Below are 25930 nucleotides of genomic sequence, written 5' to 3' on the forward strand. Positions count from 1 at the left end.
ACAAGTAGATTAGGAATAATTAGTATAGTACTATTATCCTTATGTTGAAAGTCATCATAGAAATAATCATTGGCATTGCATGGGTTGCTTTTGGCGCGTATATGGCTAAAAAACCTAAAAACACTAAAGTGCATAAGCGTTCCGATTATTCAAGCGATGGAAAGAAAAAGAGCAATCAAAATAATGATTCTCCCTATACTTCTGACGATGCTTCTACGGATGATTCCAGCGATCAAGATGTAGTTATAGAAAGCATTGATGAAGATAATAACAGTGATGATGCTGTTGCTAAAGATGAGTCTAAAGATGAGTCTAATAGTAAAAACAAAGATAAGACTTCTTCAAAGTTTGCGAAAAAAATAAAAGATTTGGCAGACTATTATAGTGACGATGATGACCTCGGTGACCTCTTTAGCGATATATTGGAAGCTAAGAAGAAACTAGAAGACGAAGGCGATTCGCCAAAAAATAGCGAAGATAGCGAAAATAGCGATACTAGTGAAGATAGCGAAAATAGTAAAAGCAATAAAAGCGATGATAAAGGCGCCAAAAATAAGGAGTATAAGCATTTTATGAGATTAGAGTTTAACGTAGGTAAATTTATTGGTGGCTCAAGAAGATGGCGCTGGCTTTTTGCTGCAATAGTAATAGCAATAGCTTTCGTAGTGGCAATAGTTTTTGGTCTTTCAAAGTTTATTACTGATTGCATGTGGTATGCGCAGCTTGGATTTGAAAGCGTAATTTGGATTCAATTGGCTGCAAAAGTAGGAGTTTGGGTACTATACGCTGTACTGATGTCCGCTTTCGGTTACTTGTCTGCAGCTTTAGCGATTAAAGCTCGTCCGACTAATGCAGATGGCTCTTATATTCGCGTGCGTGGAAATGTTATTGACTTAAAGCATGGAATAAGCTCTAAAGTTGCGTTACATGCTGCTGGTATTGTTTCGCTAATTGTTGGCGCAATATTTGGTTTCCAATTCTACAATCACTGGGTGCAAATCTTACTTATGTTCAACGCTCAGCCTTTCGGAATTAAAGATCCACAATTTGGAATCGACAATGGTTTTTACGTGTTTGTGCTTCCAGGACTAAGGTTATTTGTCCGTGCTTTTGTTCTTCTTTTAGTAATATCCCTTATTTTCTCTATTGTTTCGCACTTGCTTATGGGTGGTATTCGCTTTACTATGCCTGTTGCTGGCAATGGAATATTGAATATTACTAACCGTGCTCGCAGGCAAATTGCAATATGGTTTATGCTTGTGATTTTATCTTGGGCAGTTTTGCAAATTTTAGACATGTTCTCTGTAGTAACTCTTGATGGTTCAAGAATTACTGGTGGATCATACACGGATATGAACGCTGTAGTGCCTGGAAGCATAGTAATGGCAGTTGTAACAGTTTTGGTTGGTGCTGTTCTTGCGTTCTGGTTTATGAAATCTCATGCACTTTCTGGTGAAGCTCCAATAGCGCAACGTTTTAAGAGTGCTGTTAAAGCTTGGAAAACTCCAACAATTGCTTTGGCTTCTTTAATTGCTTGCTCAATTGTTATATCTTTTGCTTGGCCTGCACTTTTGCAGCGTTTTAAGGTTGCTCCTAACGCTCAGGAAATGGAAGCGCCTTATATTCAGCGAAATATTGATGCTACAAAGTTTGCTTACGGTTTAAACAATGTAAAGAAAGAATCGTATAACGCAACTTCTCACGGAAAATCTGGAGCATTATCTGCAGAAGCAGAATCTACTGCGCAAATTCGTTTGCTTGATCCTCAAGTTACTTCTCCAACCTTCCGTCAGCTTCAGCAATCAAAGCAATACTATACGTTCGCAGATACTCTTGCAGTAGACAAGTATGATATTGATGGAGTGAGTCAAGATACTGTTATTGCGGCTCGAGAACTAGATTTAGCCGGAAATGACAATCGTAACTGGGTTAATGATCACACTGTTTACACTCACGGCTATGGAATTGTGGCAGCTTATGGAAATAAAGTAACTGCAGACGGTCAGCCGCAATTTATGGAGTATGGTATTCCAACTCAAGGTAAGCTTACGAAGTTGCAAAAATATGAGCCTCGTATCTACTTCTCTCCAAATGCTCCAGAATATTCCATCGTTGGTTCACCAAAGGGCACAGCTCCGTGGGAGTTTGATTATCCAACTGGTTCTCAAGGTGCTTTAACTACTTTTAAAGGAAATGGTGGTCCTCGTCTTGGAAACTTCTTCTCAAAGCTTATGCATGCTATTCGTTTTGAGTCAGATCAGATTCTCTTCTCGGATCGCGTGACTGCAAATTCGCAAATTTTGTACGATCGAGATCCTAAGACGCGTGTGTCTAAAGTTGCACCATACTTGACTTTGGACGGCCGAGTGTATCCTGCTGTTGTAGATGGCCGAGTTAAATGGATTGTTGACGGATACACTACTTCTGACGCTTATCCATACTCTCAAATGACTGATTTTGGCAGTATTACGCAGGATTCAACTACAACAACATCTCGCTCAATTAAAGGCTTAACTAATCAGCGCGCAAATTATATTCGCAATTCAGTAAAAGCCACTGTTGATGCATACGATGGTTCGGTTGATTTGTACGTTTGGGATACCAAAGACCCTGTGATTAAAGCTTGGAAATCAATATTCCCAGGTCATTATCACGATATTTCTAAGATTTCTGGCGATTTGATGAAGCATTTGCGCTATCCGGAAAGCCTGTTTAAGGTTCAGCGTTATTTGCTCGCAAAGTACCATGTAGATACTGCAAGTCAGTTCTTCTCTGGCGAAGATTTTTGGCAGACTCCTGTTGATCCAACTGAATCTCAAAGTCTTCAGCGTGAGGATATTTTGCAACCGCCTTACTATTTGACTTTGCAAACTGGAGATGCAAAGAAGCCAGTATTTTCACTAGTTTCTACATATATTCCTGCAGGTAAGATTACTCGCGAAATTTTAACTGGTTTCTTGTCTGTTGATTCAGATGCCGGGGATACTCCGGGAAAGATTGGACCAAACTATGGTAAGCTTCGCTTGCAAGAATTACCTAAGGTTTCTAACGTTCCAGGCCCTGGTCAAGCTCAAAACAACTTCAACGCTAACGCGAATGTTTCTAAAGAGCTGAATTTGCTTGAATCTGGTTCTACAAAAGTTAAGCGAGGAAACTTGCTTACTTTGCCTCTTGGCGGAGGACTTGTTTACGTAGAACCTGTTTATGTGCAATCAAGTGGTTCTACAAGCTATCCGTTGCTTAAGAAGGTATTAGTTGCTTTCGGTGATCAGGTTGGTTTTGCAGATACATTAGATGAAGCTCTTGATCAAGTATTCGGTGGAGATTCCGGAGCTTTGGCAGGAGATGCGTCTAATAAACCTGGAGAATCTGGCGAAAATGGAGAGAAGACTGGCAAATCTTCTGCAGCTGTTAATCAAAAAGATTCAGGTGCCAATAGCTCAACGAATAAGCCTTCTAATAAGCAAGAAGGTTATACGAATCCTCAAGTAAAGGCTGCTCTTAAGCGAGCAGCTCAAGCGCTGAAAGATTCCGATGCTGCAATGCGTGAAGGTAATTGGGAAGCGTATGGCAAAGCTCAAAAGGAATTAAGCGATGCTATTGGCGAGGCTATGAAAGAAGAATCTGCAAAGTAGTAGAATTGCCGTTACTAATCCGTTATTATCTCAGTTTTGTAGCTGAGATAATAACGGATATTGCTATTTATGCGTTACTTTCTCAGTTTGTTGACTGAGTTAGTAACGGTGTTTTGCTTATTACCGTTATTTTCTCAGTTTGTTGACTGAGTTTTTAACGGTGTTTTGCTTATTACCGTTATTTTCTCAGTTTGTTGACTGAGTTTTTAACGGTGTTTTAAAGCTGGTTGTCTGGATCTTCGTCATCGCTTACAGGGCCAAGAAGCAGACGCTCACTAATATTGACTACTCCCATAAGCAATGCTGTAAAAGCAATAATTACCAAAGTCGCTGAAAAAATGAGGGGAGTGCGGAAAGAATTATATGCAGCTTGCAGCCAAATACCTAATCCTTGACGAGCGCCAAGATATTCTGCAGTAGTAGCTGCGCCAAAAACGTAGGCTGCGCTAATGCGAATACCGCCAAAAATTTGGCGCGCTGCAACTCGTAATTTTACATGCCAAAGCGTCCAAACTCGTCCAGCTCCGCACGTTAAAGCTACATCGCTATAAAAACTTGGCACTGCATCAAGACCTCTAATTGTTTGAACAGCAATAGGGAACATGCTAAAAATAGCTACGATAACAATTTTTCCAGACATTTCGAAACCGAACCATATAAGAAATAGAGGGGCAATCGAAATAAGTGGTAACGTTTGTGCAGCACAAAGAAGGGGGAACAAAGCTGCGTGAACCAGCTTGCATACGTGAAAAAGTACGCCCAGCAAAATGCCGCACACAATGGCAAAACTAAAACCAATAACCGTTTCTTCAATAGTTGCAAGAGTTGCAGGCCATAATTGCGGCCACACTTCACAAGTGGCTTTTGCAATAGTTGTCGGAGTTGGAATAGAATTTTCTGGAATTTTATAAAATTCGCAAGAAAGCTGCCAAAAAATTAGTAACGTAATAATAGAAATTACTGTTGGCAGATAATTATGCAGTAGTGATTTCCAACGCGCGCGCGTCATGGAATATCGTTCCTTTCAATATACAAGCAATAATGCTTGTTGTAGTTGTTTGACTGCTGCCCCAATCAAACAACATAAAATTTTACAAACTTTCTTGTATGAAAATATCACATAGCTAGTATGTAGTTAGCAAACGTGTATTTTATGCGTATTTGTCTTTCGATTAGTGCATAATTTAGTCGTTTCGTGAGTCAATGTGTGGCAAACCGAAAGTTCTAATTTTCGGGGGCATTGAACGGCGCGGGCTAGGCCCTTGATACCGTTTTCTGCCAAGTTCGTGTCACATTCCCAGAAAGCGGATTTTTAAGAAAGTTAGGGAACTCATGATATGTCAATTATGGCGCAATGCGCGAGCTTTTTGTTTTAAATTTAATAAAAATATTATGCGCGCAACAGCAGTTTTTATAAGCTCATGCTGCATTCTGTCTTTGTGCGCGTGCGGATCAAACAACAGTAAGCAGAATAGTAAATCTGGTCTTCAAAACGTTTCGTTTATGCTTTCTTGGATACCAGATACTAATCATATTGGCGTATACGTGGCAAAGCATATGGGCTGGTTTAAGCAAGCTGGTTTACACGTGAATATTTTGGCTGTGTCTCAAACTGGTGCCGAGCATGCTGTTGACTCTGGAGCTGCGGATTTTGCTTTAAGTAATACTACTAATCTTGCAGATTTCAGCACAAAGGGCGCTAAATTGAAGGAAGTTTTGCAAGTTCAGCAAAAGCCTAGCGCAATTTGGTGCTCTCTTTATAAAAACACTAAAATTCATTCTCCTAAAGACTTTGATGGTAGAACTTTTGCAACCTTTGGATCTGCAGAAGGCGATGCTGTTATTCGCAGAATGATTCAGCATGATGGTGGCGAAGGTAAGTTCGATAAGGTTACTGTTGGCACTTCCACGTTCCGCACTCTTGAATCCGGAAAAGCTGATTTTGGTGGTTTTTATGGAACTTGGGAAGGCGTGCAAGCGCAAATGTATGGTCCAAAGTTGCGTTGCTTTAAAGAAGCAGACTATGGCGTGCCAGGCCAGCAGGACACTATTGGCATTATTACTCACGCAAACACGGTTAAGCGCAATCCGAAGCTTGTTCGCGCTTTTGTTAAAGCAGTTAAGCGCGGTTATGAATATGCTTACAATCATCCAGATGAAGCTGCGAATATTTTAGTAAAAGAAGCTCCTGAAGCTAATCTTGATGTGAAATTCGTTAAGCGAAGCATGAAGATGATTGTTGACGGGCAATATTGGGGCAATCGTGCAGACATAAAAAGCGGCAAGTTTGTGTTCGGCACGAATGATGTTAAGGGTGCTCAAGAATACTTCAACTTCCTAAGTAAGGAAGGCGCATATACGGATTCTAAAGGCAAAGTAACATATAAAACTCCTCAAGCAAAAGAATTAACTACAGACGAATTTTTGAAGTAGTTTACGCAATGACTTGAGTCTTGCTAAAATAGATTACAGTATATGAGGGCGTATCGGGTAGTTGGAAATCCAGCTTCAATCGATGCGCCCGTTTTGTTGTTGGCTACCTATGCGAATTGGGGTGGGGATGTATGGCATCTGATTTTTGGCTTATTGCAGGTTTAGGAAATCCTGGAACAAAGTATGAAGGCACGCGTCACAACATGGGTTTTATGGTATCGGATGTGCTTGCAGAGCGCTGGTCGGTGTCTCTTGCAGACCACAAAGGTTTAGCAAAACTTGGCAAAGGTGTGATGAATCTGGATGGGAAAATTGCTAAGTTTTTCCTTGCTAAGCCGCTAACTTTTATGAACAATTCAGGAGCTGCTATTTCATCTATAAGTTCCTACTATCAGATTGAGCCGGATCATATTGTTATAATCCACGACGATATGGATTTAGATTTTGGCAGAATTAAAGTAAAAGCTGGCGGTTCCGCAGGTGGCCATAATGGTATTAAGTCTATTGACAGATCCCTTGGAACTCAACAATATGCTCGCGTTCGCATGGGCGTAGGTCATGCTCAGCGTGGTGCTCATGCGCATGATAATACTGTAAATTGGGTGCTTGGCGGCTTTGGTGGAACTCAAAAATCTGAACTTCCTAACTTCTTAGCTGACGGTGCTGATGCTGCAGAAAGCGTTATTTTCCGAGGGCTTGCAGCAACTCAGGAGCATTTTAATGGCCGCTAATAACAGGTCAATACAAATGGCTGCAAAATTAAAAAATATTGAAACAGAAGAATCATCAATCAATTTGCATGATATTTTGCTAGATTTATGCAGTAAAGATGAAATATTTCGTGCATTATCGAAAAATAATATTGATTCAATTAACAAGTTTCAAAAACCTGCAGAAAGTGGCGAGCTTAATATTGCAGCGCCTCTTGGAGTGCGACCGGCTCTTGCAGCTTCTCTTGCAGAGAATATGCCTGTTGTTGTTATTGTTCCTTCAGCCAAAGATGCGGCAGATTTCACTGAATCTCTTCGTGACTGGTATAGGGGGAATCCGCAAGACATTGCACAACTAGAGGCATGGGAAACTTTGCCTCACGAGCGTCTTTCACCTCGCGCAGATACTGTTGCGAGCAGAATCTCAGTATTTCGTAGGCTTAAGCATCCAGAAGAAGGTAGTTCTTTATTTGGACCAATTCGAGTTCTTGTTCTTCCTGTTCGATCTCTTATTCAGCCAGTAGTTTCAGGACTTGGAGATGTAGATCCGCTAGTTTTTGAGTGTGGAAAAGAACTTTCTATTACAGACGCAACTAAGCGTTTGGTGGAAAATGCTTACACGCGCGTTGATTTGGTTATGGAGCGTGGAGAATTTGCTGTTCGAGGCGGAATTATTGACGTATTTGCGCCAACAATGACGCATCCAGTGCGTATTGAATTTTTTGGTGACGAAATTGACACAATGAAGCAATTCCATGCTTCAGATCAGCGCACATACGGAAATAATATTGAAAAACTTTGGGCAACTCCTTGTAGAGAACTGCAACTTACAGAGGAAATTTGTAATCGTGCTCGCTCTCTTATTGGTGTTATTCCCAATGCTGATGACATGCTTGAGTCCATTGCAAATTCTATACCGGTAGAGGGTATGGAATCCTTGCTGCCTGCATTAGTTGACAACATGGAATCAGTGCAAAACATGTTTTCTAAAAATGCTGTAATAATGCTTTCTGACCCGGAAAAATGCAGAAGAGCAGCAGAAGATGTTACGTCCACTGCAAACGAATTTTTGGCAGCCAGCTGGCATGTTGCAGCTTCTGGTCTTGGGGCTGGCGCTCCTATTACTTTTGATCAAGCTAATTTCTTAGATTTTGACGAAACTGTTTCTGCATTAGAATTTTCTAATCATGATGTTTGGAAATTAACATCATTCGGCGTAGACGATACGCTTGCAGGAAATATCTCTTTACCTGTTAAAGCTCCTGAAGAATTTAGGGGAGATTCTTCGAAAGTTTCAGGCGGAATATCATCTCTTATAGATGACGGTTTTGATGTAACTATTACTGCAGCAGCTTCTGGTACTCTTTCTAGATTAAGAAGAGCTGTTAGAACAACAGGAGTTGCAAACTTTACTACAGTACGTTCTTCTTTAAGCGACGGTTTTATTGATTCAAAAGCGCGTATAGCTGTGCTTACAGAGCGCGATTTAACTGGTAAATCTTCTGCTTCAACACAATTAAAAACGCCAAAACGCAGGCGCAAAGCAATCGACTTAATGGAACTAAAGCCTGGAGATTTTGTAGTACACGAGCAGCATGGTATTGGTCGTTTTATTGGCATGAAACAGCGAAATATTGCAGTAACTGGTGGAACTGCAACTCGTGAATATTTAGTAATTGAATACGCGCCAAGTAAACGTAACGCTCCTGCAGATAAATTATTTATTCCAACAGATCAGCTTGATTTAGTTAGCAAATATATTGGTGCCGAAATACCAAAACTTAATAAGCTTGGAGGCTCGGATTGGGCTCAAACTAAGGCAAAAGCTAAAAAGCATGTTCACGAAATTGCGGAAAATCTTATTAAGCTTTACTCCGCGCGTCAGCAGTCTCGCGGTTTTGCGTTTAGTAAAGATACTCCTTGGCAAAAAGAGTTGGAAGACGCATTTCCTTACCAAGAAACTGCCGATCAGCTGACAACTATTGATGAAGTAAAAGCAGATATGGAAAAACCAATGCCGATGGATCGCTTAATTTGCGGCGATGTTGGTTTTGGAAAAACTGAAATTGCGTTGCGTGCAGCTTTTAAAGCTGTTCAGGATTCTAAGCAGGTTGTTGTTCTTGTTCCAACAACATTGCTTGTTCAACAGCATTACGAAACTTTTACGAATCGTTTTGAAGGATTCCCTGTAAAAGTTGCTGCAATGAGTAGATTCCAAACCGCTAAAGAAATTGACGAAACTTTAAGCGGATTGCAAGACGGAAGCGTGGACGTTGTTATTGGAACTCATAAACTTTTGAACCCGAGTATAAAATTCAAAGATTTAGGTTTAGTCATAATAGATGAAGAGCAGCGTTTTGGCGTGGAGCATAAGGAAACGTTAAAAGCTTTGCGTACAAACGTCGACGTATTAAGTCTTTCAGCAACGCCAATTCCTAGAACGCTTGAAATGGCTGTAACTGGTATTCGTGAAATGTCTACACTTGCTACGCCTCCAGAAGACCGTCTTCCAGTTTTGACTTATGTTGGCGCTTATGAAGATTCGCAAGTATCAGCTTGTATTAAGCGAGAATTGTTGCGCGGAGGACAGGTTTTTTATGTTCATAACCGCGTAGAAGATATTAGTTCTGTTGCAAACAAAATTAACGAGCTTGTGCCGGATGCGCGCGTTGCTATTGCGCACGGAAAAATGGGTGAAAAGCAGCTTGATGCTGTAATTCGCGATTTTTGGCATAGAGATATTGACGTGCTCGTGTGCACTACGATTATTGAAACCGGTCTTGATATTTCTAATGCGAATACGCTTATTGTTGATCATGCCGACAGATTTGGTTTAAGCCAATTGCATCAGCTTCGCGGGCGAGTTGGGCGAGGACGTGAGCGTGCATACGCTTACTTCTTGTATGATCCAACTAAGCCAATGACTCAGCAGTCTCACGATCGTCTTGCAACTATTGCTCAGCACACGGCTTTAGGCTCCGGTTTTGATGTTGCTATGAAAGATTTGGAACTTCGAGGAACTGGAAATCTTCTTGGTGATGAACAAAGTGGGCATATTGAGGGAGTTGGTTTTGATCTCTACGTTCGAATGGTTTCAGAAGCTGTTGAGCAGTATAAGGAGCCAGAGCGCGTTCAGCCTGTCTCGGTGACTATTGATTTACCTATTGAAGCTTCGATTCCGGTTGATTATATTGCTTCCGACAAGCTTCGTTTGGAAGTGTACCGTAAGCTTGCTTGCGCAAGTAATGATGACGATTTGAAGGATCTTCACGACGAGTTGTTGGATCGTTTTGGTGAGCCGCCTGAAGCGTTTGGCGCGCTGTGTGATGTTGCTCGCTTGCGTTTTAAGGCTCGAGAGCTTGGTATTACGCAAATTAGTTCTCAAGGAAAATCAGTGCGAGTTGTTGGCATCGATCCAAAAGAGTCGTTGTGGATGCGTTTGCAAAGAATTTACCGCGGAGCAAAGTATCGTCCTCTTACTCATATGCTTATTATTCCAGCGCCTTTTGAATCTTCGCTTGGAACTAGCGCAATGAGCGAGCATGAAATACTTTCATGGGTGCGTCAACTTCTTGAAGATTTAGCTTGGTAAATTTGCTTGTGTTTATTTTATAGATAAAGGCGGCCGCTTATTTTGCAGTCGCCTTTATCATTTTTTCGAGTTTACTTATTGTAACGCTTCTCTAAGCTCGTCTTCTATTTCACTATGATTTAATGGACGATTTTGAGCGTCAAGATTCTCGCGATTAATATGCCATTGCTTATAAATCTCACCATTTTTAATCATAAGAATTCGGTCAGAAAGTCTCACAGCTTCCGCAATATCGTGCGTAACCATAAGCGTGCTCCAGCCGTATTCAGATTGAAGCTTATTAAGCAAATCTTGCATATCGAATCGCGTAAGAGCATCCAAAGCGCCAAAAGGCTCGTCAAGCAACAATAATTCAGGATTTCTAACTAAAGCTCTTGCTAAAGATACGCGCTGCTGCTGGCCGCCAGAAAGCTGAGATGGCCACTTGTTATCGTAGTCTTCAAGCTGCATTTGGCAAAGTGCTAAATGCGCAATATCCTTAAGCTCTTGCTTACTTGCTTCCATACCAAAAACAACATTTTTGCTCACAGAAAGCCAAGGTATTAATCTCGCATCCTGGAAACCAATAGCCTGACGACTTGTGGCGTAAATGCTGCCTTCGGTAGGAGTAAGAAGTCCTGAAATTATTTTCAAAAGCGTCGTTTTTCCGCAACCGGATCTACCAATAAGCGACACAAATTCGCCCTTTTTAATTCTCATCGTAATGTTTTTCAATACGAAAGAAGAATTAGTTGCAGAATTATCTTCTGTATTTTTACTTTCTGAAGATGCGAAAGAAATACCAAGATTCTCCATACTAACGCAGTAATCACTATCGTTAATATTCGATTCGTAAGTAGATTCTTCCGAAACTTCAGCATTGTGACGCTTATGAAAAATGCTCTTAAACATAGTCGTATTTTAGTTAGGTAATAGCGTTTACTTGCTGCAGTCCATTACAGAATCATCCAAATTCTTTGGAGCCTGCTTAATCAAACCGTACTTAACGTATTCCTTGGCTTGAACTTTCATCATTTCCAAGCCTTTAGCGTCGATTGGTCTAATTGTTGGATTATCAAACTTTTCAATCTGCTTAATAATCGTGTCAGACGCACCAAGCTGCTTATAAGCGTTGCCAATAACATTCTTTTCCTTGTGAGACTTCTTTGCTTCGCGCACAAGAGCCTTATACATTTTCTTCACAAGTTCAGGATGTTTCTTAGCAAAGCTTCTAGAAACAATATGAATAGTAACGTTCATATTGCCGTACTTCTTAGCGTTTACAAGCAACTTAGAACCAGGAGTAGTCATAGCTGCTGCAAGATTCTGGTCGAACGAAGAAATTGCGTCAATCTGTCCAGAAGAGAAAGCAGCCTGGAAGTTTTTAGGGCTCATTTCAACTTTGTGAACTTTAGAAACGTCTAAACCGCTTTTATCGAAAGCGCGATGAAGCATGTAGTCGCCGGTGTCGCCATTGTGAATAATAGCAACTTTCTTTCCATACAAGTCTTTTAAGGTTTTTACGCCGCTTTTTGCAGATGCTACAATTCCCTGAGAATCACCATTGTAGTATTCGAGTGCAAAAGCAACCCAAGGCTGACCTTCGGCAATAAGATCAATAAAACGGCCGGTTCCTGTAGTTGTTGCGTCTGCGCTACCGCTCATTACTGCAGTAAGACCATCAACTGGAGTGTAAGGACCAGTGTAAGTGACTTTAGACTTTCCAAACTCTTCCTGCAAGAACTTTTCGTTCTTCAATGTAGTTAAATAGTTTGCTGTAGAAAGATAAGCAACGCGCATAGTGCCAGTATCTTCTTTTGCTGAAGACGCGTTGCTTGAAGATTTCTGAGCGCTTCCGCATGAAGCTAGTGCAACTGCTGTGCAAAGAGCACACAATGCGCAAATAGCACGCTTGCTTGCGCTTTTTAATTTGAAATTAACCATAGTTGGCTCCTTTTTTGTGTTTATTATCTTGTGTTTATTGTTTATTGTGTTTATTTTTAGGAAATTCTTCGTTCTGGCATGAGTAAGTATTCGAAAATATTTGCCGTAATTTCGGATCCAAGACCTGCAATTGCGTACATAATTATGCAAGCCATCATCTGATCCGGCCTAAAGAATTGTTGCGCTCTCGAAAGAATATAGCCGATTCCAATAGAAGAATTAACTGTTTCGCAAGTAACTAGTGCAACCCATGCAACGGAAATAGAAAAACGCAATCCAGTCATAAAATTAGCAAGAGTTCCGCGCATAAAAATAGTGGTGAAAATAGTAGATTTTTTAATATGATAAGCCTTAGCTAGTTCAATAAGGCGAGGGTCAATATTACGAACACCATCGCGAATATTTACATACATAGGGCCAAAAACGCCCACTGCAATAAGCATAATCTTCATAAGCTCATCAACGCCAAGAAAAATAATAAGAAGAGGAGCTAGAGCAGGGAACGGTATTGAACGTATCATGTGGCTAGGCTTGTTTATTATTGTTTCACCTATTGCGCTTCCTCCAGAAAGAATTCCGGCAGGAAGTGCAAACGCAATACCCAAAAGAAGACCTGCAACAACCCTAAAAATGCTTATTGCAAGAGACGGCCACAGTATTCCCTCATTGTGTAAATCTACGAAAGCTTTAATAACTTCGAATGGGGAAGGCAGAGCGCGGTTTTCAACAGGACCGAGCGTAATAATAAACCAGCAAAAAACTATAACTATTGTAGAAAGCCAAGCGCTAAAAGATTTTAACGACTTATTTGCTTTCTTATTCGCTTGCTTGCTGTTTGCAATACATTCAGTTTTGCGCTCGCGAAAGTGGATATTCATCCGACATCCCTTCGATAGTACTAGCTATATCAGGTTCGACGGGTATGTTCTCAGCAATATCCGCAAAATCATATGAATGCGTAAGGTTGCACCCCGTGTCAGTTCGCTATTATGGCGCACAGGCATGGACAAAACGTACAAATTCGCGACACGTGAACGTTCTCGGCATAAACACTTGCAAATACAATATAACGTCCATAAAACGCACTAATCTTAAAAGAGTCATCACAACCCATAGGTATAAAGGAGTAGTTGTGGCAGCTATTGAAAGCGTATATGCACGCGAAATTTTGGATTCTCGTGGAAATCCTACTGTTCAGGTTTATTTGGAGACCGAAGATGGCGCTCAGGGTATTGGTTTAGTGCCTTCTGGTGCTTCTACTGGTGAGGCAGAAGCTTGGGAGCGTCGCGATGGCGACAAGTCCCGTTATCAGGGCAAGGGCACGTTGGAAGCTGTTAAGGCTGTCAACGAAGTAATCGCTCCTAAGGTTATCGGCATGGATGCCACCGATCAGCGCGCTCTTGACGAAACAATGATTGAGCTTGATGGCACGCCAAACAAGGGCAAGCTTGGTGCTAACGCAATTCTCGGCGTTTCCCTCGCTGCTCTCTACGCTGCTGCTGAGTCTGCTCAGCTTCCGTTGTACCGCTACATTGGCGGCACCAATGGTCACATTCTTCCAGTTCCAAACATGAACATCATGAACGGTGGTGCTCACGCTGATTTCGCAACCGATATTCAGGAATACATGATTTCTCCATACGGTTTCGCAACCTACAGCGATGCTTTGCGCGCTGGCGTTGAGGTTTATCACACCTTGAAGAACGTTTTGAAGAAGGAAGGCTTGGCTACTGGTCTTGGCGACGAAGGCGGCTTCGCTCCAAAGATGAAGTCCAATGAGGATTCCTTGAAGTACATCATGGATGCAATCGCAGCCGCAGGCTACGAGCCAGGCAAGCAGATTGGTATTTCTCTTGACGTTGCTTCTTCTGAGTTCTACAACAAGGAAACTGGTAAGTATCGTTTCGATGGCGAAGAGCGCGAATCTGCTTACATGCTTGATTACTACGAGAAGCTCATCAACGAGTATCCAATCGTTTCCATTGAAGATCCATTCCAGGAAGAAGGCTGGGATGATTGGGCAGAAATCACCAAGCGTCTTGGTGATCGTTTGCAGTTCGTTGGCGATGATTTGCTCGTCACCAATCCAAAGCGTTTGGCTAAGGGTATTGAGCTTGGTGCAGCTAACTCCTTGCTCGTGAAGTTGAACCAGATTGGTTCCGTCACCGAAACCCTCGACGCTATTGAACTTGCAACCAAGAATGGCTTCACCTCTATGGTTTCTCACCGTTCTGGCGAAACCCCAGACACCACAATTTCTGATCTTGCTGTTGCTAAGAACACCGGCCAGATTAAGACTGGTGCTCCTGCTCGTGGCGAGCGTATTGCTAAGTACAACCGCTTGCTTGAGATTGAGGAAGAGCTTGGTTCTACCGCTCAGTACGCTGGTTACAGCGCATTCAAGGCTTGCAAGAAGTATATGAAGTAACTTTCTACTTTTAAGTAACTTAAATCTTCTTAAGTCTTTAAGTTTAAACGGTCAGTCGTGTTTTCGGCTGGCCGTTTTTTGTAAATATTTTTGAAAAAATCAAGACACGCAAAAAATTTTTTTGAATTTACTTTCATTCTCAGCATAATGGTGATATTTTTGTGAGAAACTCGAAACAGAAGGAGATGTTTCATTATGCGAAAAGTAGCAGTTATCGGTATGGGAAATGTTGGTGCAGCTGTTGCTCACCAGCTTGTTGTTGGTGGTTACGCCGACGAGTTATACCTGTATGACAAGAATGAAGCTAAGGTTAAGGCTGATGCATTGGATTTTGAGGATTCAATGGATAATTTGCCTTTTAATGTAAACATTACTGTCAATGATTACGATGCTTTGAAAGATGTTGAAGTTATCGTAAGTGCTATGGGCAATATTAGACTTTTAGACGTTCCAAATCCTGATCGTTTCGCAGAACTTAAACATAATCGTGTTCAAGTTGAAGAAGTTGGCGCAAAGATTAAAGCTTCTGGCTTCCATGGTGTTTTAGTTGATATTACGAATCCTTGCGACGCTATTTGCCAGCTTTATAAAGAAACAACTGGTCTTCCTTATGAAAAAGTTATTGGCACTGGAACTTTGCTTGATTCTGCAAGACTTCATCGCGCTGTTGGTAAATTCTTCGGAGTGCATCCAAAAGCAGTGAAGGGCTATAGCTTGGGTGAGCATGGCGATTCACAGTTTGTTGCATGGTCAACAGTTAAGGTTCTTGAACAGCCAATTGCTGAGCTCGCAAAAGAAAAGAATATTGATTTGAACGCTGTTGATGAGGAAACTCGCCAAGGTGGCTTTACGGTGTTCTATGGCAAGAAGTACACGAATTACGGTATTGCTGCCGCTGCAGTTCGTCTAGTTCATGCTGTTCTTTCGGATTCTAAAGAGCAGATGCCTGTTTCGAACTATCGCGAGGAATACCATTCTTATCTTTCTTACCCAGCAATCGTGGGTCGCGAAGGTATTGTAAAGCAGTGCAAGCTTGATCTAACTGAAGAAGAATTGCAAAAGTTGCAGCATTCTGCAGATACGATCTTAAGTAAAGCTCAAGCAAAATAATCTAAAATAATCTAAAAGTAATATAGCGATGTAATATATCGAAATATTATAAAAGTAATCTAACGAAATAATTAGGTAGTAATGGTCAGTTGCTGTTTAGTAACTGACCATTATTATTGTGTTTTTCACGTCGAATACATCAAGTAATTTAGAATGTATGGTTATGAGGAAGCGCCGTACGAAAGCAGCAGGTGAAGAAACACAGTCACCGATGCAGCAGCGTCGACTATTTTCAGGACCGCTTGTTTTTCTACTCATGGTTTTTATAGTTACAGTTGGTTCAATTGAGTGCATTTCTACAGTTAGAAATTATGCTCTAAGTTTGGCTGAACTTCACGCATTGCAGCGCGAAGAAAGTACGTTAAAAGAGCAAAAACGTACACTCGACAATAATATTGAACGCTGGAAAGATAAAGCGTATATTGCAGCTCAGGCTCGAGATCGTCTTGGTTTTGTTTTTCCAGGGGAACAGGCAGTTAGAGTGGAGCATCCTGAAGCTGTAACAGGCACATTGCCTAATGCGTTTGCGCAGGAGAATAGCGAAACTAAGAATCGTACTGTTCTACCTTGGTATAGTGATTTGATGTATGCAATACACAAAGCAGACAAGCCAGATAATTTGCCATTGCAATAAAATTACAGTAAAGCTGTGCTGGGAAAAATAAATATGCCAGAAAGTTCAAATATTATGCAAAAAAATGACAATAATCATTACTCTCCAGAAGATGCTGTAAAGCGTTTACTTAAAACGCCAGCAAGCGATGCTGAACGTGCGATTGTTCAGAAGCAGCTTGGAAGATTTCCGAGGGGAATGGTTGCTGTTGGTGCGCGCTGCGTTTGTGGCCGGCCTCTTGCGGTTATAACAAGGCCGTGTTTGCAAGATGGCACACCATTTCCAACTACTTGCTATTTAACAAGTCCCGAAGCTGTAAAAGCAGTGTCTCATGTAGAGGCAAACGGTCTTATGCGAGAATTTAACGAATTGTTGCAGACGGACGAAGTTGTTAAGAAGCAGTATGAGCAGGCGCATAAGTATTATTTGGCATTCCGTCATGCATTGGCTGTTTCGTTGGGAGATAGTGAAGAGCATATTAGCGATATGAGTGCAGGTGGTATGCCTGTGCGCGTGAAATGCTTGCACGCTTTGCTTGCGCAAACCTTGGTAATGGGCAAAGGTGTGAATCCTATTGGTGACATGGTGTTGGAGAGAATTAAGGATGAGTTTGATCCAAACGTGTGCCGTTGCACAACTCCATGGAGCGATGATTGTGATGCTGAAGAAACGGAAGTTGTTGTGGACGAAAAAAATAGTATAAAAAATACTAGAAAAAATGTTGGTAGTAATAGTGAAGAAAAATCTGTGACTGTTGCTGCAATTGATTGTGGGACTAATTCTATTCGTCTTAAAATTGCGCAAGTTTCCGAGCATGGAATGAAAGATATTGTTCCTAGAATGCTTCGCGTTGTTAGACTTGGGCAGGGAATTGACGAAACGCACCGCTTTGCTGACGATGCTTTAGCGCGAGTTCGGGATGCTGCGCACGAATTTGCGCAGGTGTTAAAAGAGCATCCGGTTGATGCGATTCGTTTTGTGGCAACTTCGGCTACAAGAGATGCTGAAAATCGTGAAATTTTTGAGCAGATGATGGTTGATGAGCTAGGTGTTCGACCTGAAGTTATTAGTGGTACGGAAGAGGCGTCGCTTAGTTTTCTTGGAGCAACTAGCGTTGTTTCGCGCGATGATTTGCAGCCGCCGTATCTTGTAGTTGACTTAGGCGGAGGCTCTACTGAGCTTGTGCTTGGAGGGGATGGAGAGAGTTTGCCTGCTCACAAGGTTGCTGCAGCATATTCGATGAATGTTGGTTCTGTGCGCATGACTGAGCGTCATTTGCATACTGATCCGCCTACTGAAGACGAAATCCAAGCTGCAATTGATGACGTTGACAAGCATATTGACGAAGCTTTCAAAGTTGTTCCTGCTGGGCGCGTGCGCACTATTATTGGAGTTTCTGGAACTGTTACTACAATGGCTGCATTAACAATGGGCTTGAAGCATTATGATCACTCGGCTGTTGACGGAGTTAAAATTGGGCTTGATCAGGCGTACGCGGTTAATAACCGATTTTTGCGCATGACGCGTGAGCGTAGGCGCTCGTATGCGACGATTCACCCTGGGCGCGTTGATGTTGTTGGCGGCGGAGCTGTGGTGTGGAGCCGCGTGCTTGAGCGTTTAGCAAAAGCTGCGTATGAGGATCATGGTGGGGTGCTGGATACTTTTGTGGCGAGTGAACATGGTTTGCTTGATGGCATTACGCTTGATTTGGGGCGCAGACTGCTTGGTTTAGAACGCTGAGTTGAGTGTTTTTGGCAAGTGTTTGATGGAGCTGCATGTTTGACGAGTGTTTAGTAAGTGTGTGTTTATGTTTTCGCCACGCGCCGGCTTGTTCTTTGCAGTGATGTATGGCATAATAATTGATTGCTGCCTCTGTGGCGGAATTGGCATACGCATCAGACTTAAAATCTGACGCCCTTACGGGCTTGTGGGTCCGAGTCCCACCGGAGGCACAAACAAAGCGCTGTACAGTTTTAGCTGTGCAGCGCTTTTTGCTTAACTTTTGGGGGTTTCCAGGGTTATAGGCCAAAAAGTGTGTAAAGCTAGGCTGATGAATATTCTGTGGCATAAGCCACAAGCCTCAACACTGTTAAAAACTCAGTCAAGTATCTGAGAAAGTAACGGTAATCGCCAAAACACTGTTAAAAACTCAGCTAACGAACTGAGGAAGTAACACTGATAGCCCAAATACCGTTACTAACTCAGTCATAAGACTGAGAAAACAACGGTCATGCGTTACTGGTGCAGTACGTAGACTGCGTTAGTAACGAAAAAGTGTGATTTATTGTTACTCGCGCAGTACGTAATCTGCGTTATCGTCTGCGCCAGCGAGTGCGTCCTTCGCCATTGTCGCTGCAAACCATAGGCACACCTTTTGCTGATACAGCTTCTACTCCCGGTCCTGAGTTGCAGAAAGAACCTGGATGAACAACTATTGCGCCTGAATGTTGTGGCGTCTGTTGCTGAGGTGCTGGAGCAGGTGCTGGTGCTGGTGCTGGTGCTGGTGCAGGTGCTGGTGCAGGAGCCTGAACTTGCTGCTGTGGTTGTTGCTGTGGTGATGGAGCAGGTGCAGGAGAAGGTGCAGGAGTAGGGGCTTGATTTTGTTTGTAATCATTGCCTGTGTTTTTATTTTTATCGTCATTATTTCCACTATTGGTGGTATTGCGATTAGTGTTAGAACGAACTATTTTCTTTACTCTATTTTTTCTTTTACGATTAACACGTTTGCGATTACGCCTTGTAGTTTTCTTTTTGCGTTTTATACCATTTTTGCTGTTTTTGCGTTTCCGATTTTTTCGATTTTTCTTCTTTTTGTGAGTCTGCTTTTTCTTAGACTTTTTGTTATCGGCTTTTGTTTTATTGCGTTCTTCTGCTGTTAATCCGTTTTCGTCTACTACTTCGATGTGTTTCTTTGAGTTCTCGTCTTTCTTTCCCTTTTTGTCACTTTTTTCATCCTTTTTTCCGTCTTTATTTTTACCTTTAAAAATCGATTTCCAAAAATTTTTAACTCCGTCAAACCAAGAACCTGCGGCAATCGTTTTGGTACTATTGTCAGATTTTTGAATTGCTGCAATGCAAGAGTTTACTTTATTTTCGCTAGCATACGCAGCCTCGGGAGCAGCAAATAGTGATGCCGACATTGTGAGAGTAATAAGTATGCCCAAAATAGTATTTACAATAGAGCGAGTTGTAGTTTTATGCTTAGTAACGCGCGTAATATTCTTGCTCATAAGTTTCCTATCTGTAGTTTCGCAAGCTAGGTTATACTATATTCTATTTGATTGTTATTACGTATGTTTCGTTAGCCGTTTTTTTTTTATTTGCGCGTTTTATTTTGTATAAACTTTTGACAAGTTGCATTAAATAAAATTTTGGCAGGTTGCACTTATTCTCGCTTACACACTTATGTTGACAGCGTGTGATTACATAGTTGTAGATATGATAGCTTAGCAATTTTGAACCCCGGCTTCGGCTGGGGTTCATTGCGTATAAGAGAAAATGCGAATGATATTGAGAAATAATATCGTTCCTGTATTTAGAGGAGGCTTAGAAAGTGCATAATCATAACGGTGTAACTCCAACTAGCGGCATTGATTCATACTCAATAAGCGCCAATACCAACGCAAGCACAGGTACCAAAACCACCACCAACGCCAACGAAGCTTCTCAAGCTGCCGCAATCCACGCAAGTCACACCCACCAGCACCGATTACTTCTTACTCTTTCTCTTACTTCAATCGTATTTTTTGCCGAAGTAATCGGCTCTTTCCTTACGAATTCTCTTTCGCTTCTTATTGACGCAGGCCATATGCTTACAGATATTTCCGTTCTTGCAGCTTCAACTGTTACTGCAATTCTTATGCGTCGTCGTCCAAGTAGTAAGCGCACGTGGGGTTGGGCTCGTCTTGAGGTTATTACTGCTGCCGCCGGTGCTATTATTTTGCTAATTGTCGGCGTATATGCTCTTGTTGAGGCTGGAATGCGTCTTTTTGGAAGTGGTCACCAAGGCATTCATGATGTAAATCAACTGCTTTTCTTCGGCATACTCGGCCTTGCTGCAAACCTTGCTTCGCTTGTAATTCTTATGTCTCAATCGCAAGACAACATGAATATGCGAGCCGCATTCCTTGAGGTTATGAATGACGCTTTGGGTTCTGTGGCGGTTGTAATTTCTGCAATTGTTATGATGAGCACTGGTTGGGCTGGTTTTGATGCTCTTGCCGGCGCGATTATTGCTATTCTTATGATTCCGCGCGCTCTGAAGTTGCTTAAGAATGCTGTTAAGGTTCTTCTTGAACAAACTCCAGAAGGTCTTGATCTAGATAAAGTTCGTGAGCATTTAGAGCATGTGCCGCATGTTCTTGCTGTTCATGATTTGCACGCAAGCACTGTCTCTACTGGCATGCCAATTTTTATGGCTCACGTAGTTGTGGAGCCGAACATGACTATGGCTCAATGCGCTCAGGTGCTTTCCCAGCTTCAGGACTGCTTGCGTGAGCATTTTCCTGTTTCTGTTTCGCACACTACTTTTCAGTTGGAGCCTGAAGGCTATACCACTTCTAGTTCTTCTGAGCATCACGAGTAATATTTGAAGCTTGGTTATTATTTAACTGTGTTGCATTCGTTTTTTGAAGTAAAGTGTAAATATGCCCTTAAAAGAATTAATTGATAATCCACACAGTGAGCGTGTGCGTAGGCTTGTAGCGTTGAGTCGAGGCAACTCGCATGCTTCTAAGCGTTTTTTGGTTGAAGGTCCTCAAAGTGTTCGTGAGGCTGTTCGTTACGCTTCAGATTCAATAAGTGATATTTACGTTACTAAAGAGGTTTGTGTTAACAATGAAGAAAATGCTAATCAATCTTCTTCTCTGCAAGAAATTATTAAAGAAGCGTTATCTAAAGATTTATATGTTCATCCTGTTGAATCAAGTATTATGCAAAAAATAAGTTCTGATTCGCAAGGAATTGTTGCTGTTAGCGATGCGCAATTTTTAGATGAGATTTACGTAGGTGAGTTTAAGAATTTGCAAAAGTCTGTTAGTGCAGAAAACTTTGTGAATGCAGAAGGCTCTGAGCGCGCAGGCAATACAAATAATCCTCTTTTGATTGCAGCTTGCTGGCAGGTAAGAGATCCTGGTAATGCGGGTGCGATTATTCGTGTTGCAGATGTTGCAGGCTGCGATGCTGTTGTTTTTGTTGACGATTGCGTAAGTCGTTGGAATTCTAAGCTTGTGCGTTCGACTGCTGGCTCGCTATTTCATCTTCCTGTAGTGCAATTAAGCGTTCAAGACTGGTTTGATTACGCTAAAAAATCAAATATTCGCGTTATTGCAGCGGATATTTACGGAACAGATCAGCTAAAACCTGTGCCTTTCCCAAAGATTCTTGCAAATACTGAGCTTACCAGCTCTTCTTTAGCAATCTTATTTGGCAACGAAGCGCGTGGTCTTCCTCAAGAAATATTGCAGCAAGTTGACAATATTTCGATTATCCCAATCTATGGTAAAGCGGAATCAATGAACCTTGCAACAAGCGCAGCAGTAATGCTTATGGGCTTGGCTATGTCTAGTCATGAGCGAAAAATATAGCTTTGGGCAGTATTTTTAACAGTGTATAGAACATAATGAAACATGTGGATACGCGTAATACAGATAGGAAGGGTGCTGTGACCGATAATAAGCCATTCGACGTTAAAGCTGTAACTCAAGCAGTCAAAGAAGGTATTGCTCGTGCTGCTGCAGCTCAGAACATGGACGAGTTAAAGGCGGTGAAAACTCAATATGCTGGTGCTCAGTCAGTGATGACTCTTGCGAGCAAGGCTATTGGTTCACTTCCTGCAGATCAAAAGAAGGAAGTTGGCAAAGTAATGTCAACTTTGCGAGCTGATTTTGGACGTGCATTTGCTCAGGCTTCGGAGCGTGTTAAATCTGCTGAAGAAGCGCGTATGCTTTCTGCTGAAACAGTTGATATGACTCTTCCGGTGAATCGCAAACCTCTTGGTGCTCGTCATCCGATAGCTCGTATTATTGAAGATTTTGAAGACTTCTTTATTTCTATGGGTTGGCAAATTTCTGCAGGTCCAGAAGTTGAAACTGAATGGTTTGATTTCGACGCGTTGAATTTTGGTCCAGATCATCCTGCTCGCCAAATGCAAGATACTTTCTACGTTCAGGGAAATCAAGCCAAGGATGCTGCAGGCTTTGTTGGTTCAAACATGGTTTTGCGCACGCAGACTTCTTCTGATCAGGTTCGCGCATTAATTGAGCGTGGAGTTCCTCTTTATATTGCTTCACCTGGTCGCGTATTCCGAACAGATGAGCTTGATGCAACTCACACTCCAGTATTCCACCAGTGTGAAGCTTTAGCTGTAGATAAGAACTTGACAATGGCTGACTTAAAGGGCGTTCTTGACCGTTTGGCTGTTGCAATGTTTGGTCCAGACGCTAAAAGCCGTTTGCGTCCTAGCTACTTCCCATTTACTGAGCCTAGTGCTGAGCTTGATTTGTGGTTCCCAGATAAAAAGGGTGGCCCAGGTTGGATTGAATGGGGTGGCTGCGGTATGGTCAACCCAAATGTTTTGAAGTCTGCAGGTTTAGATCCGCAAGTTTACACTGGCTTCGCTTTTGGTGTTGGTTTGGAACGCACTTTGCTGCTTCGTCACGATATTAACGATATGCATGATTTGGTTGAAGGCGATAAGCGCTTCGCACAACAGTTTGTAATGGGGGAGTAAAACTCATGCCAATGGTAGATATTGACTGGCTTAAAGATCATGTTGAAGTGCCAGAAGGTTTAACTTACGAGCAGCTTGCTAAGGATTTAGTGCGCGTAGGTTTGGAAGAGGAAGAAATTCATACTTCTCAGGTTACCGGCCCGATTGTTGTCGGCTATGTAGTAGATGCCACTGCCGAACCGCAGAAAAATGGTAAAACTATTAATTGGTGCCATGTTGATGTTGGTGAAGAGTACAACGATGTTGATGAGAACGGTAAGAAAGTTCCTCGTGGCATTATTTGTGGCGCTCCAAATATGGCTGCAGGTGAAAAGGTTGTTGTAACTCTTCCTGGCGCTGTTCTTCCTGGTGATTTTAAGATTGAGCCTCGTAAGACTTATGGTCATATTTCTAACGGAATGTGCGCATCTGAGCGTGAGCTTGGTTTAGGAGATAGCCACGACGGCATTATTTTGCTTCGCGAATATGGCTTCACTAAGGCTGAATATGATGCTCTGAAGCCTGGCGATGATGCTATGGAATTGCTTCATCTTAATAAGCCAATTTTGGAGATTAATATTACTCCAGATCGCGGTTACGCGTTCTCGTACAGGGGTGTTGCTCGCGAGTACCATCACTCAACCGGCGCATCTTACACAGATCCTGTAGTAGCTCTTAATGAGCAAGCTGCAAAATTTATGGACTCTCAGAATCATAAATCTGCAGATATTCAGGTAAGCATTGAAGATACGAACCCAATTCACGGTGTTGCTGGTTGCGACCGTTACTATGTTCGTGCTGTTAATAATTTCAGTTCAGATGCTAAAAGCCCTCACTGGATGCAGCGTCGTTTAACTCGTGCAGGCATGCGTAGCATTTCTCTTGCTGTTGACGTCACTAATTACGTGATGCTTGACTTAGGCCAGCCTTTGCATGCTTACGATTTGGATAAAATTGAGGGTCCTATTGTTGTTCGTCGTGCTCGTTCTGGTGAACGTCTTACGACTTTAGACGGTAAAGATCACGAATTGCACGTTGAGGATTTGGTTATTTGCGATTCTCCTCGTGGAAATCACGGCTCTCGTATTCTTGGTTTGGCTGGCGTTATGGGTGGCATGTATGGCGAAGTAACCAGTGAAACTAAGAATGTTTTGATTGAGGCAGCTCACTTTGATCCTGTATCTATTGCTCGAACCGCTCGCCGTCATAAGATTCCTTCTGAGGCTTCGCGTCGTTTTGAGCGTGGTGTTGACACTGAGTTGCAACCTGCTGCAGCTCAAATGGCTGCAAACCTTTTGGAGCAGTTTGGTGGTGCTCAGCCATCTTCTTATCCAAATGATGTTAATAATACTCAGTCTCGCAATGTGATTGTTTTCAAAGCTGATGAAGTTAAGCGTGTTGCTGGTCTTGATCTTGATTTGAACCGTATTAGTGACATTCTCACCGATATTGGTTGCTCTGTTGCAGGTGGTGGAAATGGTTCATTCTCAGTTCTTCCCCCAACTTGGCGTCCAGATTTGAATGAGCCTTGCGATTTGGTTGAAGAGATTGCTCGACTTGTTGGTTACGACGAGATTCCTGTTAAAGTACCTGCTGTTCCTATTGTGGGAAGAACTGGTTTAACAGAAAAGCAGGCAACTCGTCGCGCTATTGCTTATGAGCTTGCAGAAATGGGCTTAGTTGAATCTTTAAGCTACCCATTTGTTGGTGAAGAAGATATTAAGGCCTTCCGCGAAGATGTTGATGAAGTTGACAAGGTAAGTGTTCGTATTGCTAATCCTTTGGCAGGAGATCGTCCTTGGCTTCGCAGATCAGTTCTTATGACTTTAGCTGGAACTGTTCGTCGTAATCTTCGTCGCGGCTTAGATAATATTTCAATGTATGAGCTTGGTCATGTTTACTTTAGTGATCCAAACGCTCCTGCAATTCCTGCTCTTCCTGGTTCTGTGCGACCATCTAATGCGGAACTTGCTGCATTAGATGCAGGTTTGCCGGATCAGCCTTTGCATGTTGCTGCTCTGCTTACAGGTCATGCTGAAGAAACTGGCTGGCTTGGAACTCATCGCGATGTTGACTGGAGTGATGCTGTCGAAGCAGTTCAACGCTTAGCTAAGCGCATTGGTGTTCAATTTGTGCTAGATCAATTTAACGCTGAAGATGCTCCTGTTTCTTGGCATCCAGGCCGCAGTGCTAGCGTTTGTGTAATTGCTCAAGACGGCTCTAAAGTTTCTATTGGCGTTGTTGGTGAATTGCATCCTCATGTGTGCGACGCTTTGGATCTTCCAAAACATTCTGCAGCGTTCGAGCTTGATTTGACTTCTTTGTTTAACAATATGCAAATGAAGCCAGTTCAAGCTAAGCCGATTTCTACATTCCCACCAGTTAAGCAAGATTTTGCGTTCACTGCTCCTGTTTCGCTGAAGGCTCAAGTTTTGCAAGATGTAATTGAAAAAGCTTCAGGCGATTTGTTCGAATCTGTTGAGCTTTTTGACGTTTATGAAGGCGAGCAGTTAGGTAAAGGCTTGCGTTCTCTTGCATATTCTGTAACCTTTAGGGCTGCAGATAGAACTCTTTCTGGTGAAGAAATGGAAGCAGTTCGTAAGGAGATTACAAAGTCCGCTGCAGCATTGCATGCAACTTTGCGCGTATAAAACTGTATTAAATAGCATAATGCGATTGTAATTCCATGTTTTATTGGTTTTGCAGTCGCATTATTCTGTTGTTATAACAAATTTTTTGAAATAAATTTCATATTTCGTAGATATTTACGCATGTAA

At 42.1% G+C, this 25930-nt stretch carries 17 protein-coding genes, 1 tRNA gene and 1 riboswitch; of the genes, 13 read left to right on the forward strand and 5 right to left on the reverse strand.

Annotation, left to right across the window (positions count from 1 at the left end; translation table 11 throughout):
- Nucleotides 1–41 precede the first annotated feature (41 nt).
- Complete coding sequence (locus HXT33_RS03055; RefSeq protein ID WP_421787539.1) at nt 42–3635, forward strand: UPF0182 family protein; 3594 nt, start codon at nt 42–44, stop codon at nt 3633–3635.
- 217 nt (nt 3636–3852) lie between these two features.
- On the opposite strand, the gene HXT33_RS03060 is transcribed toward HXT33_RS03055, so the two are convergent.
- Nucleotides 3853–4644: an ABC transporter permease gene (locus tag HXT33_RS03060; protein ID WP_004136043.1), complete on the reverse strand. Its 792-nt coding sequence runs from the start codon at nt 4642–4644 to the stop codon at nt 3853–3855.
- Between the two features lie 383 nt (nt 4645–5027).
- Here HXT33_RS03060 and HXT33_RS03065 point away from each other — a divergent pair, with 383 nt between their 5' ends.
- The 3 genes from HXT33_RS03065 (at nt 5028) to mfd (ending at nt 10370) form a co-directional block, all read left to right on the forward strand.
- Nucleotides 5028–6068: an ABC transporter substrate-binding protein gene (locus HXT33_RS03065; RefSeq protein WP_032841610.1), complete on the forward strand. Its 1041-nt coding sequence runs from the start codon at nt 5028–5030 to the stop codon at nt 6066–6068.
- A 131-nt stretch (nt 6069–6199) separates the two neighbouring features.
- On the forward strand, nt 6200–6799 hold the full coding sequence (gene pth, locus HXT33_RS03070) for an aminoacyl-tRNA hydrolase (RefSeq protein WP_004136047.1): 600 nt from the start codon (nt 6200–6202) through the stop codon (nt 6797–6799).
- A 16-nt stretch (nt 6800–6815) separates the two neighbouring features.
- Nucleotides 6816–10370 carry a transcription-repair coupling factor gene (gene mfd / locus HXT33_RS03075; protein WP_421787650.1) on the forward strand — a complete coding sequence of 1185 codons (3555 nt, stop codon included), beginning with the start codon at nt 6816–6818 and terminating at the stop codon, nt 10368–10370.
- A gap of 75 nt (nt 10371–10445) precedes the next feature.
- Here mfd and HXT33_RS03080 read toward each other — a convergent pair whose 3' ends face one another.
- From HXT33_RS03080 to HXT33_RS03090, 3 genes are all read right to left on the reverse strand, one after another.
- Nucleotides 10446–11261, reverse strand: a complete 816-nt coding sequence (locus HXT33_RS03080) for an ABC transporter ATP-binding protein (protein WP_410314286.1) — start codon at nt 11259–11261, stop codon at nt 10446–10448.
- Nucleotides 11262–11288: 27 nt separating this feature from the next.
- Nucleotides 11289–12293: an ABC transporter substrate-binding protein gene (locus HXT33_RS03085; protein ID WP_004136053.1), complete on the reverse strand. Its 1005-nt coding sequence runs from the start codon at nt 12291–12293 to the stop codon at nt 11289–11291.
- Between the two features lie 56 nt (nt 12294–12349).
- A complete protein-coding gene (locus HXT33_RS03090) occupies nt 12350–13171 on the reverse strand; it encodes an ABC transporter permease (RefSeq protein WP_004136055.1) in 822 nt (273 codons plus the stop codon).
- Nucleotides 13161–13277: riboswitch (TPP riboswitch) on the reverse strand. It overlaps the preceding gene by 11 nt.
- A gap of 148 nt (nt 13278–13425) precedes the next feature.
- Between HXT33_RS03090 and eno the strand changes: the two genes are divergently transcribed.
- From eno to HXT33_RS03115, 5 genes are all read left to right on the forward strand, one after another.
- Nucleotides 13426–14721, forward strand: coding sequence for a phosphopyruvate hydratase (gene eno / locus HXT33_RS03095; RefSeq protein WP_004111411.1), 1296 nt, complete (start codon nt 13426–13428; stop codon nt 14719–14721).
- Between the two features lie 195 nt (nt 14722–14916).
- On the forward strand, nt 14917–15831 hold the full coding sequence (locus tag HXT33_RS03100) for an L-lactate dehydrogenase (RefSeq protein WP_004128103.1): 915 nt from the start codon (nt 14917–14919) through the stop codon (nt 15829–15831).
- A 157-nt stretch (nt 15832–15988) separates the two neighbouring features.
- On the forward strand, nt 15989–16465 hold the full coding sequence (locus HXT33_RS03105) for an FtsB family cell division protein (RefSeq protein WP_004128105.1): 477 nt from the start codon (nt 15989–15991) through the stop codon (nt 16463–16465).
- Between the two features lie 54 nt (nt 16466–16519).
- Nucleotides 16520–18184, forward strand: a complete 1665-nt coding sequence (locus HXT33_RS03110; protein WP_421787581.1) for a DUF501 domain-containing protein — start codon at nt 16520–16522, stop codon at nt 18182–18184.
- Nucleotides 18185–18312: 128 nt separating this feature from the next.
- Nucleotides 18313–18396 (forward strand) — tRNA-Leu (locus HXT33_RS03115).
- A gap of 360 nt (nt 18397–18756) precedes the next feature.
- On the opposite strand, the gene HXT33_RS03120 is transcribed toward HXT33_RS03115, so the two are convergent.
- On the reverse strand, nt 18757–19674 hold the full coding sequence (locus HXT33_RS03120) for a hypothetical protein (RefSeq protein ID WP_421787542.1): 918 nt from the start codon (nt 19672–19674) through the stop codon (nt 18757–18759).
- Nucleotides 19675–20048: 374 nt separating this feature from the next.
- On the opposite strand from HXT33_RS03120, the gene HXT33_RS03125 reads away from it, so the two are divergent.
- The 4 genes from HXT33_RS03125 to pheT all read left to right on the forward strand — a co-directional run bounded on the left by HXT33_RS03125 (nt 20049) and on the right by pheT (nt 25804).
- A complete protein-coding gene (locus HXT33_RS03125) occupies nt 20049–21029 on the forward strand; it encodes a cation diffusion facilitator family transporter (protein ID WP_421787583.1) in 981 nt (326 codons plus the stop codon).
- 61 nt (nt 21030–21090) lie between these two features.
- The gene (locus HXT33_RS03130) at nt 21091–22029 is read left to right on the forward strand and encodes a TrmH family RNA methyltransferase (RefSeq protein ID WP_421787544.1); all 939 of its coding nucleotides are present in this window, start codon (nt 21091–21093) and stop codon (nt 22027–22029) included.
- Between the two features lie 35 nt (nt 22030–22064).
- Nucleotides 22065–23174 (forward strand): phenylalanine--tRNA ligase subunit alpha, encoded by a 1110-nt coding sequence (gene pheS, locus HXT33_RS03135; protein ID WP_050543263.1) that lies wholly within the window; start codon nt 22065–22067, stop codon nt 23172–23174.
- Between the two features lie 5 nt (nt 23175–23179).
- The gene (gene pheT / locus HXT33_RS03140; protein ID WP_421787546.1) at nt 23180–25804 is read left to right on the forward strand and encodes a phenylalanine--tRNA ligase subunit beta; all 2625 of its coding nucleotides are present in this window, start codon (nt 23180–23182) and stop codon (nt 25802–25804) included.
- The last annotated feature ends 126 nt before the right edge of the window (nt 25805–25930 follow it).

The sequence above is a fragment of the Gardnerella sp. DNF00753 genome, from assembly GCF_049244275.1.
Classification (GTDB): Bacteria; Actinomycetota; Actinomycetes; order Actinomycetales; family Bifidobacteriaceae; genus Bifidobacterium; species Bifidobacterium greenwoodii.